Here is a 14747-nt window from a genome sequence, read left to right as displayed (position 1 = left end):
TCTTATAAACTATAAATTTAAAATAAATTTAAATTTAAAATAAAGGTGTAGGAGTCAAAACTTCTGCACCTTTATTTTTGCGTACTTTGTGTTGTGTGCATATTAGAGTGGAACTTATGATTACAATTACGACTTCAAATTTGAATGGGATTCGTGCGGCTTGGCGCAAGGGGATGCTCGATTGGGTTCAAGATCACACGCCAGATGTGTGGTGTATGCAAGAGGTTCGCGCTCCGCAAGATGCGATTGATCCGATTATGAGTAAAATCAAGGATTTGTATACGTCTAAAAGTGGTGAATCTGGTCAAAATGACAGGCGATTTTCTGTTACAAATCAGATTTGTGAAATAAAAGGTAGAGCTGGTGTGGCGCTTGTAACGACTTTGCCAGTTGTAGAGCAGCGTTACGGTTTGCCTGGTTTAAGTGAAGACGTTGATTCTGGGCGATGGGTAGAAACCGACGTACATACTCCGCAAGGGTATGATATTACTGTTGCATCTGTGTATGTTCACGCTGGAAACGTTGATGATCCACAGAAAATGCAGCAAAAATTCCGCTTTCTAGATACTATGTTAAAGCGATTAGGGGAGCTTAGAGATATTGCTGCAAGTGGCGGAAATCAGGCGATTTTATGCGGTGATTTTAATATTGCACACACGCCTCTTGACATTAAAAACGCTAAAGCGAATGAGAAAAGTGCTGGATTTTTGCCAGAGGAACGCGCTTATATTGATCGTTGGATTAACGAGTATGAATTTGTGGACGTTATGCGTATGCTTGCTGGCGATATTCAAGGCCCATACACTTGGTGGAGTCAACGAGGTAAAGCTTTTGATAATAACGTTGGATGGAGATTAGACTATCAGTTTGCAACACCTGAAATTGCAGAAACTGCATGCGGATTCGTAATTGATCGTGCTCAAAGCTACGATTCTCGCTGGTCTGACCATGCTGCTTTAAACATAAAATATAATGTGTGATTTTGCTTTGCTTGTGATAGGCTGGTGAAGTTGAGTAAAAATAGCCATTAGAAATATGTAAAGTATTCATCGAAAAATGGCAATTAGAGCTTATTAAGAAGAATCCATTAGAAAAGAGGAGCCATGGGATGGTTTAAATCCAAGCGCAAGTCGAAAGCTGCCAAAGATGATGCTGAGAATCTTGCAGAATTTCAATCCCAAAATTCCGCTCTAAGCGATCTGACTGCAGGCGGATATGATGCAGACACGTACTTAGGACGCGGAAGTCTTAGAGGTCCATGGGACATGTCTGATGAGAAACTACCTAATTTAGGTACTTATGTTGATTTCGGCTCCATATATATACCATATTTACAAGGTATAGAGTTGCGAGTAAAAAAGCAGCGTGAAACTGGTCAAGTTCTTGGCATAACTGTTACATATAAATCTTCTAGCATTGAGGTTGAAGCATTTGCAGCTCCTAAAACAGAAGGAATATGGAGTGAAGTTCGTGCGGATTTGCTTAAGGGAAACTCTAATGCTAGGGAAGCGAATGGAGTTTTTGGCAAGGAACTCATACTTCCAGTCAAGGTTGACGATAAGACAGTGGAAACTAGAATTGTTGGTGTGGATGGTCCGCGTTGGATGCTTCGCGGAGTGTTTTCTGGGAGTGCTGCTTTAGAGTCGCAAAAAACAAGCGAAGAGACTGTGCTTCTTAACAAGTGGTTTAGTGATATTGTTATAGACCGCGGAACAGAGCCACTTGCTCCTAGAGATATGATTCCAATGCACGATTTGGTTGCTCCAAGTAATGCAGGTAAAGATGGTTCTGCTGGTTCTGACGATTCTGAAGAAAATCTAGGTCGTCCAAAGGGTCCACTTGGTGCAGATCAGCAAGTAGAAGTCAAAACCACGCTAACTCGTGGACCAATGTTTTCTGAAATCAGATAGTTAAGAGTCGATAGTTAAGAGTCGATAGTAAAAGTCAGGCAGCAAAGGATATTGTCTTGGAAAAAGATTCGCGCGGCAAAAAACGCTCAGGATTAGCCTCTTTGGCTTCTATTGGATCTGAAGGAAACACGTTTTCTGTTATTGACTCCCTTGGAGGAGTTCGAGGCGTAATTGAATCCATGCTGCCAGGCTTGCTGTTTGTTATTTGCTTTGTTGTAACGCGAAACGTACAAACAACGGTTATTGCGTCTGCAGCTCTTGCAGTTTTGCAAGTTGTGGCGCGCATGATTCAACGCCAGTCGATTATGGGTGCTCTAAGTGGGTTGGTTTCTGTAGGGATTTGCCTTATTTGGGTGTGGACGAGTCATCAAGCTCGCGACTACTACATGATGGGCTTTATTACAAACGCTGTGTATGGTGCGCTTCTTGCGATTTCTCTGATTGTGCGCGTGCCAGCGCTTGGGCTTGTGATTGAATCGATTCGCAAAATGCCTACGGAAAATTTTGGCTCGTGGCTGCACAAATGGCTTGATTATAAGCCGCTTAAGCGAGCGTATATGTATGTTACTGGATTGTGGATTGGTGTTTTTGCGCTTAGGCTTGTTTTGCAAGTGCCGCTGTATTTGGCGAATAACGTTGTCTGGCTCGGTACAGTTCGATTGCTTATGGGATTGCCATTCTGGGCGCTCGCAATTTGGGTTTCTTACTTGATTATTGCAACGCCGTTTATGCGTCTTCATCATAAAAATCGCGAAGAAAATTATCGTGAAGAAAATCAAATTGACGAAGATCAAAACGATGTAAATTCAAGTGAAGTAAAATCAGCTTAACAAAAATCAGTGTTAGCGAATTGGCTTAACAAAACGCAAAACTAAGGGGTAGTTTATGCAAGTGACGATGCGAATCGAGCGTTATGCGGATCAAGGGAGATGCGTAGGTCATCTTGACGGACGCGTTGTATTCGTGCGATTTGCGCTGCCTGGTGAGCTGGTTGTTGTGCGCATGGATGAGCCGATGCGTGCAAAAGCGCACTTTTTTACTGGGGAAGTTGTGGAAGTTTTGGAGCCTAGCGCTGATCGTGTAGAGCCGCAATGGAAGCTCGCTGGTCCTTTGGCTCAGGGTGGCGGAGTTGGTGGCGCGGATTTAATTCATGTTTCTTTGCCTGGGCAGATTCGTTGGAAGGCGTCCGTAATTGCCAATCAATTCCAGCGTTTAGCGCATATGGATATTGCGGATAGCGATATTACTGTTGAGCGCATGCCGGGGGATGAGGAGCTTAACGGGTTTAATTGGCGTACGCGCATGGAGTTGGTTGCGGATGATGAAGGGCGATTGTCTATGCGTAAGCGCGAGTCGCATGATCGCATTGCGATTGATACTATGCCACTTGCGTCGCGCGCGGTTTTGGCTGTTGCGGATTCTTTGGACTTGTGGAATCGTTCTTTCTCGCCAAATGCGCAAATTCGTCTTGCTGTTCCAGAGCCTCGAGTTGATGGTTTTGATTTTAATGATAAGGCTGCGCTTCTTAGTGCGATTGGCGAAAATTATGCGCTTATAGTAAATGATGAGTTGGTTGCAGGATCGGCATTGTTGTGTGAGCGTGTACGCGTTGCTGTTGATGGAGATTCATCGCGTATGCGTACTTTTGATTACGATGTTGACGCCCGCGGTTTTTGGCAGATTCATCGCGCAGCTCCAGAGCATTTGGTGAACTACGTTTTGGGATTAGTTCGTTCTGCGCTTGGTGGTCGTACTAAGAATACGGTTTTGTGGGATTTGTATTCTGGATCGGGTTTGTTTACGATTCCGCTTGCGACTTTGGCTAATGTTGGAGGAGATTCTTCTAGTGCTGTGGGTGCTCTTGGTACTACTGGCACTTTTGGTTCTGCAGAGCCAGCGCGCGTGCTTAGTATTGAGGGTGCGCCGATTGCTGTAAAGAACGCAAGGCGAAACATTGGGCGCGCAGGGCTTAGCAGAGATGTTGTTGAAGCTTTGCAAGGTGATGTTGCACAAACGCTTGAATCGCAGGTGTTTAAGGCGAGTAAATCGTCTAAAATTGTGCGCCGATTTGCGCATCCAGATGTTGTTGTGTTGGATCCTCCGCGCGCTGGTGCTAAAGCTCAAGTTTGTAAGCAGATTGCGAAGTCTGGAGCAAGAGCTGTTGTGTACGTTGCCTGCGATCCGACTAGTCTTGCTCGCGATGTTGGTACGTTTAGGGAGTTTGGCTACAGCGTTCAGTCTTTGCGCGCGTTCGACTTATATCCGGAAACTCATCACGTCGAGAGTGTCGTATTGATGTCAAGGGCTTAATAGGTGGGTGCATTTTTGCCCTTATGTAGCAAGGCTTAGCGAGGGCTATCGTTAAAAGGTTTAATGTGCGGCGGCTTTAAGCTGGGTTCTCGTGATTTTTGAGTGCAGTTTGGCTGTTTGAGGGAAGATGTCGACGCTCTAGGGTTGAGCGCACAGGATGTTAACGTTAAAAAGTGCACACACTTTGCACCCAGGCTGTGAAGTGGGAAAATATAGCTCAAAAGGTAAAATGAAACCTGATTATTAGTATGTGCACGAGGAGGTGCTTAAGGAATGGATAATAAGAAGTTTATCGCAGAGACGAAAGATGTTCGTTTAACGGTGAAACGTGCTGATACCTTTGGCGTGAGCTTTGTTAACTGTGAACAAGATATATTGAGGGTTGAGGAAGCGCAAAATGTTATAAGGCTTATTCAAACTAAAAAAGTCTCAGCTTCGAATTGGTTGAGGTGGTTTACTCAGGGTATGCCTGAAATTGTTGTGAGTTTGCCACATGATGTGGAAGTTTGTGAGGTTGAATCTGATTCTAATCAAGTGCTCATCACGGATATTGAGATTGGTAAGCTTTATGTAGAAGTGAACAATGGCAAGGTAGAAGTTGTTAATTTGAAGGCGGATGATGTCTTTCTTAAATGTTATAATGGGTTGGCTTCAGCAACAAACGTAGAAGTAACTCATGTTTGTACGCTTGATACGTTAAATGGCATGAGTATTTTAGAAGGAACAATCACCAAGGATGCAAGCCTTGAAGTAGATTGTGAGAATGGTGTCACCGAGGTTTCAGATAAGAAGAAGGTAAATTGTAAAAACGATGGATTTGCGCATTACATGGTGCACTGTCTTAATGGGAAAGCTATTGCGAAGTAGCAGACATATAGATCAAAAAAGAAGCAATAAAACTTGATATAAGTTGGAATTAGAGCGTATATAGACATACCGATAAAGGAGGAAGCTGTATATGCTCTATGTAAAATTTGATGATTTCGAAGATGTTAGCGTCATGGGAAATGAGAAAGACCATGGAATGTTTATTCCAATTAAGGATGGGAATGTGTATGCTGAGTGCGAACGGTGCGGTGTAGTTGAAAGGATTACCTCACCATGCGAATTCATTGCTAGCACATTTAGGTCAAGAGTGAACTTCGATGAGGGTTATGAACTTTGCGAGAAGTGCTTGCAAGAGGTTGAGTTTGTTACTGTCGCTTTGAGAACTGGAAAATTACCTAATCGAGAATTGAAATGACTGAAAAGCAAAGCAGTGATAACCGTAGTAATACATGAAAAACTAAACGTTAAAAGGTGCACACACTTTGCACCCGGGCGGTAAATGATAATTTAGGGAGGCGTTTTATGTCAGTAATTAAAATTGAAAACCTCACTTTCTCATATTATGGATATGTAAAACCCATATTTAAAAATGTATCGTTTTCCTTTGATACAAACTGGAAAACGGGATTGATAGGAAGAAATGGAATCGGTAAATCAACTCTATTTAAGTTACTTTTAAATCAAGAAACTTATCAAGGTAAAATAAGCAAGGATGTTGAATTTATTAAATTTCCACCAAATATAAGCGATACTTCAAAATTAGGAATTGAGTTATATAAAGAACTAATATCAGATGATGAAGAATGGAAGTTATTTAGAGAACTCAGTTTGCTAAATGTAGATGAGAACCTTGTTTACAGAGAGTTTGAAACGCTTTCTAAAGGGGAACAAACAAAAATCCTTTTAGCTATTTTGTTTACAAGAGAAGATGGCTTTTTACTTATTGATGAACCAACAAACCATTTAGATATGGACGGAAGAAAAATTGTAAGTGAATATCTGAAAAGTAAAAAAGGATTTTTGCTTATATCTCATGATAGAGATTTTTTAGATGGTTGTATCAATCATGTTATTTCTATTAACAGGAATTCTATTGATGTCCAATCGGGAAATTTTACATCATGGTATGAAAACAAAGTGATGAAAGACCAATTTGAAATTAGTCAAAATGAGAGATTAAGAAAAGATATTAAACGATTAAAAGAGTCTGCAAGACAAAGTCAAATTTGGTCTGATAAAATTGAAAATACTAAAAATGGTGTAAAAGTATCAGGTGTAAAACCAGACAAAGGACATATAGGTCATCAATCAGCCAAGATGATGAAAAAATCTAAGAATTTGGAGAATAGACAAAACAAGGCAATAGAAGAAAAACAGAGTTTACTAAAAGATATCGAAACAAAGGAAAGTCTATTATTGCATCCATTACATCATCATAAAAATCCTCTAATATCGGTTAGCAATTTATCATCATGCTATGGAGAGAGACAGATCCTAAATAATGTAAGTTTCGAGATAAAGCAAGGCGACATAGTGGCTATATATGGGGGTAATGGTAGCGGAAAATCAACCTTGATTAAAATTTTATTAGGTATAAATCACGAGTATACAGGTGAGATAAAATTAGCAGGTAATTTAAAAATCTCGTATATTCCTCAAGACACATCTAATTTAACAGGTAGCCTAAATGAATATATTCACAAGCAAGATGTTGATGAAACATTGTGTAAAACAATTCTAAGAAAATTAGATTTTTCAAGAGAATTATTTGAAATGGATATGAAGAATTATAGTGATGGACAAAAAAAGAAAGTTTTAATTGCTGTAAGTTTCTCAAAGCCAGCTCATATATTTGTTTGGGACGAACCACTGAATTATATAGATGTAATATCAAGAATACAGATTGAGGAAATTATAAAAGAAGCAAAGCCTACACTCATATTTGTGGAACACGATAAGCGATTTGTAGAAGATATCGCTAATAAAATAATACAATTTTAAGTAAAATCCAAATCCCAGTTTGTAGTGCCTTAGACTTTTATCATCATACGACATTCCCCTTGCCAGTTTCTCTCCTGCAATGAACGTTAAGGCTCTTTTATTGATGCATGGTTATCATAAGGGTAGTCTTGATACACGTGAGACTGTCGTATTGATGTCAAGGGCTTAATAGGTGGGTGCATTTTTGCCCTTGTATAGCAGGGTTTAGCGAGGGCTATCGTTAAAAGGTTTAGTGAGTGGCGGCTTTAAGCTGGGTTTTCGCGGTTTTTGAGCGTGATTTGGCTGTATGAGGGAACATGTCTACGCTTTAGGGTCGAGTGCACAGGATGTTAACGTTAAAAGGTGCACCCACTTTGCACCCACCCTGCACCCACTTTGTTGAGTGGTAAAATATAGCTCAAAAGTTAAAATGAAACCTGATTATTAGTATGTGAACGAGGAGGTATTTAAGGAATGGACAAGCTCGTTCGTTTTTGCCGTGAAGTAGCGACATTCGGCTTGACGGTTGCCTTAATCGCGATGCTGGTTGCCTTAATATGGGATGGCACACTTGCTATTAGAATTGGTTTTACCTCTTTTGCTATTGGTGTCACAGTGATCTCGCTTAAGACTGTCCTTCGAAAGACTGATTGAATTTTGTTTGGTTCAAGTCAATAGTTGAATATCTCACGTTGGGTGGCTATTACTGATCTCTGTCAGTAATAGTCACTTCTTTTTATGAATCTTAAAGTCAGGCTCAATGTCCGTCCTGTTTAGCCGGTGATCGGTTAGGGTAATCGGATGAAGTATTGGATACGTTGAAGAATAATATTAGAGAAATTATCGCGGGCAACAACTTAAGCGAGATTGAAATGGTTGATAAAAGAATTGCAGATAAACAAGCGATACTACTAACCTTGCTTAAAGCTAAAAAAGACTACACGAAAACTGCTGATGAGATTGATGAACTTAAAGTTAAGAAACAGCAGCTTCTTATAGAAAAAGCAGGTCAAGAAGATGCTAAAAGACGAATCAGAGAAATGGAAGATTTTCTGAAAAGTGAGCGTCACGATATTAGTGAGTATGACGAGAAGCTGGTAAGAAAGTACATCAGGAAAATAAAAGTTTACGAGGACAGGTTCAGCGTAACTTTTAAATCAGAGATTAGTGTGGATGTTGAAAGGGCATCGTAAAAGTCAAAAGAATGTGAGCGTTTGAAATGTTACAAAAGTCAGCCTAGGGGGGGGGGTCCTCTCTAGGCTGTTTTTTGTTTTTATGCTCAGAAATCAAGCTATTAAGCCAATCTTAAACCTTTTAACGATAGCTTTTTCTATCGTTAAAAAGTGCACCCAATATCCATAGTGTGCACTCAAAAAAGTGTAGCTATACTAGGAGTTCTCTCAATCCACGTCGAGACTGTCGTATTGATGTCAAAGGCTGATTAGGTGGGTGCAAATTTGCCTTTGTGTAGCAAGGCTTAGCGAGGTCTATCGTTAAAAGGTTTAATGCGTGGCGGCTTTAAGCTGGGTTCTTGTGGTTTTTGAGTGTGATTTTGCTGTTTGAGGGAAGATATCGACGCTATGGGGTCGAGTGCACAGGATGTTAACGTTAAAAAGTGCACACACTTTGCACCCACCCTGTGAAGTGGGGAATGTCAATCAACGTTGAAACTCTAACCCTGCTATCGCGCGATTAGCAAAGCTAATCGATGCGAAGCAGAGGTAGGTCTCATGTCAAGAATCTCCAAGAGAAGCGACCGAATAGGAAGCTTCGATTGGAAAGATTCGACGGCGGAGGCTCTAGTATTGATGACAAGAATAAATTAGAGTTTGTGGAGGACTGGATTGAATATAAAAGTAAAAGAAATTGAGAATAAACTAGAAAAGGAATCTGTATCTAGAGAAGTATTGTATGATCTTCAAGAATGGTTTGGAATGCCAGAAAGTACAGAAGAATATATTCAAGATTCACAGGAAAAGCCTTTTCTTGCTTGTTATATTAATGATAAACTTGTTGGGTTTATTGTGTTAAACGCAACCAGCAAGGATTGTGCAGAGATTTTTGTGATGGGTATAAAAAAGAAATTCCATAGAATGGGAGTTGGCTCGGTACTTAACAAAGCATACGAAGCTATGGCAAGGAAGATGGGTTACACATACTCACAGGTAAAAACTGTTCAGATGGGACACTACAAAGAATATGATATTACAAATCATTTTTATATCGCGATGGGATATAAAGAATTGGAATGTTTTCCAACTTTATGGGATGAGTGGAATCCGTGTCAAATATATATTAAATATCTAGGAGTGTGAGAACTCTAAGTTTATTTGCTTGAGACCTTTTAACGATAGGCAGAGATAATTGTTAAAAGGTTCATGGATATGTTTCTGCATACGAACATGTCGATAAGACATACCTAGTGTTTACTCGTTTAATCTTGTAATTACAGTATTTCTATTAAGCTTAACTTTGCCTTTTCTCTTTATATATTCTTCAATATCAAACACATTCTTCTTGTCATAATCTTCTAAGAGCGCAGTTTGGCTGTATGAGGGAAGATGTCAACGCTCTAGGGTCGGGTGCACAGGATGTTAACGTTAAAAAGTGCACCCACTTTGTACCCCCCTGTCTAAAAAATTTAACATTTTGAAAGGAGAAATAATGGAAACAATAGTATCCGCTTTATTAGTTTTTGTTTCTACATCCATTGACTACTTAGTTGTTTTGACTATTTTATTCGCTAGTCAAGGAAAGAAAGGTTTGAAATCAATTTATGTAGGGCAGTATTTAGGTACAGGACTGCTTGTACTGGCTAGTCTTATTGCCGCTTACTTTTTAAATTTTATTCCACAAGATTGGATTATCGGACTCCTTGGTCTAATTCCGCTAGGTCTTGGTATAAGAGCAATTTTTGTGGATGAAGATATTGATGAAGAAGATATCGAGGGGAAAATTACCGGAGATGGATCAAAAATCTTAGCATTTACAAGTTTAACAGTGGCAATGGGTGGAGATAATTTAGGAATTTATATCCCCTATTTTACAGGAAAGAGTTTGATTGAGATTAGTATAAGTTTAGTAATATTTGCCTTAGGGATTTTGATTCTATGCAAATTATCTCAAAATCTCGCCTCAATTTCTGCTATCGGAGAGACTGTGGAAAAGTACGAAAAAGTAATTGTACCTGTCGTGTTTATTGGACTCGGTCTTTATATATTGATTGAAAATGGAACTATTAATTATTTCATAGGTCAAGTCCTAAAAGTGGTGTAAATTCATTTCCTTCCCTTTATCTGCTATTTTTATGTTCAAACTCAAACGAGAAAATAAGCGGGGCTTCCCACCATCACGGCGCTTGATCGTGCTATCTGATGCAGTAATGCGAACATAAAAATCGTGTATGACAGTCAAAAAATCCCATTCGTGCAAATGTGTTGCAATATGCGATACAGTATTTTATGATGAGTGTATGGAGGTTGATTGATATGGCAGTTACTAAAACAGCGAATGTGAATGTGAGAATACAAGAAAATATTAAGCAGCAGGCGGAGCAGATTCTGGAAACTATTGGAATTCCTAGGGCTACTGCTATTGACATGTTTTATCGTCAAATCATTCTTAATAAGGGTATTCCGTTTTCGCTTACTATTCCAAAGTCACTTCCGGCACAAGATGATATGGACGAGAAAACGTTTAACGCGTTGATGGTTAAAGGTTATGATCAGGCGGTTTGTGGCGATAGTTATCCGATAGATGATGTTTTTGAAGAGCTTGAACGAGGTCTTTAATGGATGAGTATAAGGTAAAAGTTACTCGTCAGGCGAAAGAGCATCTTGCACTTATCCGAGAATATATTGCCACGGAGTTAAAAGAACCGACGGTAGCTAAAAGAGTACTCGAGCTACTAAAAGCGGAAATGATGTCTTTGCAGACGATGCCTTATCGTGTGAAGTGTATAGATGAGCAGCCGTGGGGTGAGCTTGGTTTTAGAAGAATACGCGTAAAAAATTATTACGTTTATTTTTGTGTTGATGATAGTAGAAAAGAAGTTCAAATACTCGCGGTTATCTACGTGAGAAGAGGCCAGACTAAACAACTGGAACAATTGTAATGTAAACGTTGTTATTAAGCCAATCTTAAGTCTTTTAACGATAGCCTTTCCTATCGTTAAAAAGTGCACCCACTATTCATAGTGTGCACTCAAAAAAGTGTAGCTATACTACCCGTTCTCTCAACCCACGTTGAGGCAATCGTGTTGCTTTCCAAACTAGGCTCAAAATGACATATTAGTATTAAGCTTCCACTTGACGAGATGGATATTACCTGTGCGGATAGTAAAGCAACTTATGAATAAATTAAAACTTATTTTTTGAAAAAGTATGGGTTTAAGATGTCAACACTTCATATTCGCAAGTGAAGAGAAAATATGGTTTAGATGTTAAGGAACATTATAATATGTCTAAAAGTAAGAAACAGAAAAGACCACAGTGTCCAATTGAAAAGTAAGAAGCTATTTTGGATGCGTTGAAGTATTTTAAGATGTATACAGACGATTTTTAGTGAATATGGGAGGGTAGACATGAATTCTAAAGAGATAAATCACCTCATTCAAAATGGCGAAAAAATAGATGTCGAATTTAAAGAATCCAAGAATGCTTTAACTAAAGATGTCTTTGATACAATATGCTCTTTCAATAATAGAAATGGAGGACATGTTTTACTTGGTGTAAATGACAAAAGAGAGATTGTTGGTGTTAGTGAAGATAAAGTAGATAAAGTGATTAAAGAATTTACTACGGTAATCAATAATCCGCAAAAAATGTATCCGCCGCTTTATTTAATACCGAAAGTCTTTGATATTGATGCGAAAAAAGTAATTTATATCAGAGTACCGGAAGGTTATCAGGTATGCAGACATAATGGAAGAATTTGGGATAGGTCCTATGAAGGAGACATCAATATCACTGATCATTCAGAACTTGTATATAAGCTATATGCAAGAAAACAGGGCAGCTATTTTGTAAATAAAGTATATCCGAATCTTGATATTGATTTTCTTGATGCTTCTGTTATTGCTAAAGCCAAGAGTATGGCTGTCTTCCGAAATAAAAATCATGTTTGGGAAAATATGAGTAATGAAGAGCTTTTACGAACTGCCAATTTGATTTTGACAGATCCGGAAACAAAGCGTGAAGGAATTACATTAGCTGCTATTTTGTTATTTGGAAAAGACAACTCTATTATGTCAGTTCTTCCGCAGCACAAAACAGATGCGATATTCAGAGTTGAAAATAAGGATAGATATGACGATAGAGATGTTGTCATTACGAATCTGATTGATAGCTATGAAAGACTTATAGAATTTGGACAGAAACATTTGAACGATTTATTTGTCTTAGACGGAATTGTAAATGTCAATGCAAGAGATAGGATACTTAGAGAAATTGTATCAAACACATTAGCACACAGAGATTATTCAAGTGGCTTCCCTGCAAAAATGATTATTGATGATGAGAAGATTACGGTTGAAAACAGTAACTTGGCTCATGGAATGGGAGCTTTAGATTTACAAAAGTTTGAGCCATTTCCTAAGAATCCGGCTATATCTAAAGTTTTCAGAGAAATAGGGCTTGCGGATGAACTTGGCTCAGGAATGAGAAACACCTACAAGTACACACAGTTTTATTCAGGACAAAATCCGGTGTTTGAAGAAGGAGATATATTCAGAACGATTATTCCTCTAAAGAAGATAGCAACGCAAAAGGTTGGTGGAGGGAATGTCTCTCGACATGTCTCGCAAGATGTCTTTCGAATGTCTCCTGAAGCAATTAGGAATTTGATTGTAAGTATGATAAAGAAAGATCATCGTGTAAGTCGTAAATATATGGCTGAAACGTTGGGTGTTAGCGAGAAAACAATTACAAGATATATAAAATCTATTTCCAACATTAAATATGTGGGGAAGGGAAAAAATGGACATTGGGAAGTGGATTAAAGCCGATGAGTGGAGAATTGGAGGTCCGAAAAATTGAAAACATATTATGATTTTATATCAGAAATAAAGCCCGATGAATTATATGATAGTTTGGTTGCTTATGGACTGTTTTCAGAGAAGTTACCTCCTATATTCTCAGGCGATTCGTTTTTAGACTATTGTAAAAATATTCGCAAGGACACATTTTCAGATGAATGGAGAGGATACATCAACTATGAGAGCATGAGAAATACCAATATTCCGAGAAATATTGGTATCCCTACCCCGATGGGACATGAACTGTTATGCAAAACATTGAGGAATCATTGGATTGAATTAACTGAATATTTTAAAATAAAAACAAAAGGACAGCCGAGAATAATTAGCCGTATTCATATTAGAAAAATGCAGGATAAAAAAGCACTATTTTTGATGAATTATAAGAACTGGACAGATGATGGAACTCCTGAGCCTGACATTTATTTGGGAAAAAGGTATATGATTCATGCCGATATTTCAAAGTGCTATCCTAGCATATATACACATGCAATTCCATGGGCACTTGTTGGAAAAGATGCAGCAAAAGCAAATGTAAAGAACAATAAAGAATGGTACAACCAAATAGATCATTTTGCACAGATTGTAAAAAATGGAGAAACACATGGACTTTTAATAGGGCCACATACTTCTAATATATTGTCAGAGATCATTCTATGCGCTATAGATGAAAATTTATCAAAAAAATATATGTCTTATATAAGAAATATAGATGATTACATATGCTATGTTAACACGAAAGAAGAGGTAGACAATTTTATTATTGACTTAAACAGGGAATTAAGAAAATATGATTTATTAATGAATCATAAGAAAACAGAAATATATGAACTTCCGATTTGCGTTGTTGAAACATGGGTTCATAAAATACAAAATTATATAGCTACATTTCAAAAATTTAAGGAGTATGTTGATTATAAAGAAGTTCAAGCATTTATAGATTTCACAATAAAGTTGGTATCAGAAAATGCTGATAATAACTCGATAATATTATACGCAGTAAAATCACTTAAAGATTTTAACTTGACCAAAAATGCGCAGGAATATTTAATTAAGTCAGTTGTGTCTTTGTCATTATTATATCCGTATTTAGTGCCGATATTAGGCGAATTTATTTTTAAGAAGTATGAAGCAGATACTAATCAAATCCAAAAATATGCAAATATGATCTATGAGAAATATATTCAAAAAAACAACTATGAAGCATGCTCTTTTGCTTTGTTATATGCAATTGACTCAAACTCTAAAATTGACAGTATTGATGTTGAAATCATTAAAAGTTCTCAAGATTGTATATTGATGTTGATGGCATTTATTTATTGCAAAAAGAATAACCTAAAATCAGAGGTAAAACAATTGAAACAGTATGCAAAAGAATTGGAACAGAAAGGTGAAATGGATCAATATTGGCTATTTGTATATGAATGTTTAGGAAAACTAACTGGTGAGTGGTGTGCAATGAAAAAGAATAAAGTTTCATTCTTGAAATCTGAATATAGATAAGGTAATTGTCGATTTACGATAGAGTGTCTTCAATAAGTTTGGACAATGATGAGTATGTGGAGAACGTTTGCTTGATGCCATGGGATGTGTATTAAAAGCATACGAATCGCAGACGTTTGAATAAAGATGTTTTATTTTTTTTTTAATTATAAAACCAAAAAGTGAATTTTTAATTTGTTTCG

The 14747-nt window shown here is 37.9% G+C and carries 15 protein-coding genes; all 15 read left to right on the top strand.

From position 1 onward, the window contains the following. Positions 1 to 116: 116 nt before the first annotated feature. Positions 117 to 980 (top strand): exodeoxyribonuclease III, encoded by an 864-nt coding sequence (locus tag GAVG_RS04525; RefSeq protein WP_004113341.1) that lies wholly within the window; start codon positions 117 to 119, stop codon positions 978 to 980. A gap of 123 nt (positions 981 to 1103) precedes the next feature. After that, positions 1104 to 1910 (top strand): DUF3710 domain-containing protein, encoded by an 807-nt coding sequence (locus GAVG_RS04520; protein WP_004114681.1) that lies wholly within the window; start codon positions 1104 to 1106, stop codon positions 1908 to 1910. Positions 1911 to 1966: 56 nt separating this feature from the next. Further along, positions 1967 to 2740, top strand: a complete 774-nt coding sequence (locus GAVG_RS04515; protein WP_004113335.1) for a DUF3159 domain-containing protein — start codon at positions 1967 to 1969, stop codon at positions 2738 to 2740. A gap of 55 nt (positions 2741 to 2795) precedes the next feature. Continuing rightward, positions 2796 to 4220, top strand: coding sequence for a class I SAM-dependent RNA methyltransferase (locus tag GAVG_RS04510; protein WP_009993962.1), 1425 nt, complete (start codon positions 2796 to 2798; stop codon positions 4218 to 4220). Positions 4221 to 4493: 273 nt separating this feature from the next. After that, the gene (locus GAVG_RS04505) at positions 4494 to 5087 is read left to right on the top strand and encodes a DUF4097 family beta strand repeat-containing protein (RefSeq protein ID WP_004114736.1); all 594 of its coding nucleotides are present in this window, start codon (positions 4494 to 4496) and stop codon (positions 5085 to 5087) included. Positions 5088 to 5178: 91 nt separating this feature from the next. Continuing rightward, the gene (locus GAVG_RS04500; protein WP_009993964.1) at positions 5179 to 5463 is read left to right on the top strand and encodes a hypothetical protein; all 285 of its coding nucleotides are present in this window, start codon (positions 5179 to 5181) and stop codon (positions 5461 to 5463) included. Between the two features lie 107 nt (positions 5464 to 5570). Next, positions 5571 to 7049, top strand: coding sequence for an Lsa family ABC-F type ribosomal protection protein (locus GAVG_RS04495; protein ID WP_004113321.1), 1479 nt, complete (start codon positions 5571 to 5573; stop codon positions 7047 to 7049). 453 nt (positions 7050 to 7502) lie between these two features. Beyond that, a complete protein-coding gene (locus GAVG_RS04490) occupies positions 7503 to 7682 on the top strand; it encodes a hypothetical protein (RefSeq protein WP_004128547.1) in 180 nt (59 codons plus the stop codon). 164 nt (positions 7683 to 7846) lie between these two features. After that, complete coding sequence (locus GAVG_RS06565; RefSeq protein ID WP_054448924.1) at positions 7847 to 8221, top strand: hypothetical protein; 375 nt, start codon at positions 7847 to 7849, stop codon at positions 8219 to 8221. A gap of 651 nt (positions 8222 to 8872) precedes the next feature. Continuing rightward, positions 8873 to 9343 carry a GNAT family N-acetyltransferase gene (locus tag GAVG_RS04485; protein ID WP_004111719.1) on the top strand — a complete coding sequence of 157 codons (471 nt, stop codon included), beginning with the start codon at positions 8873 to 8875 and terminating at the stop codon, positions 9341 to 9343. A 349-nt stretch (positions 9344 to 9692) separates the two neighbouring features. Beyond that, positions 9693 to 10304, top strand: coding sequence for a CadD family cadmium resistance transporter (locus GAVG_RS04480; protein ID WP_004120505.1), 612 nt, complete (start codon positions 9693 to 9695; stop codon positions 10302 to 10304). A gap of 212 nt (positions 10305 to 10516) precedes the next feature. Then, positions 10517 to 10819 (top strand): type II toxin-antitoxin system RelB/DinJ family antitoxin, encoded by a 303-nt coding sequence (locus tag GAVG_RS04475; RefSeq protein ID WP_009994764.1) that lies wholly within the window; start codon positions 10517 to 10519, stop codon positions 10817 to 10819. Continuing rightward, positions 10819 to 11142, top strand: coding sequence for a type II toxin-antitoxin system RelE/ParE family toxin (locus GAVG_RS04470; protein WP_009994766.1), 324 nt, complete (start codon positions 10819 to 10821; stop codon positions 11140 to 11142). Before GAVG_RS04475 ends, GAVG_RS04470 begins: the two co-directional genes overlap by 1 nt. A gap of 468 nt (positions 11143 to 11610) precedes the next feature. Next, positions 11611 to 13026: an AlbA family DNA-binding domain-containing protein gene (locus GAVG_RS04465; RefSeq protein WP_009994768.1), complete on the top strand. Its 1416-nt coding sequence runs from the start codon at positions 11611 to 11613 to the stop codon at positions 13024 to 13026. Between the two features lie 9 nt (positions 13027 to 13035). Continuing rightward, a complete protein-coding gene (locus GAVG_RS04460; RefSeq protein WP_009994769.1) occupies positions 13036 to 14565 on the top strand; it encodes an RNA-directed DNA polymerase in 1530 nt (509 codons plus the stop codon). Positions 14566 to 14747 lie beyond the last annotated feature (182 nt).

This window comes from Gardnerella vaginalis ATCC 14018 = JCM 11026 (assembly GCF_001042655.1).
GTDB lineage: Bacteria > Actinomycetota > Actinomycetes > Actinomycetales > Bifidobacteriaceae > Bifidobacterium > Bifidobacterium vaginale.
The sequence above is the reverse complement of the archived record's forward strand: the minus strand, read 5'-3'. Positions and strand labels throughout refer to the sequence as shown.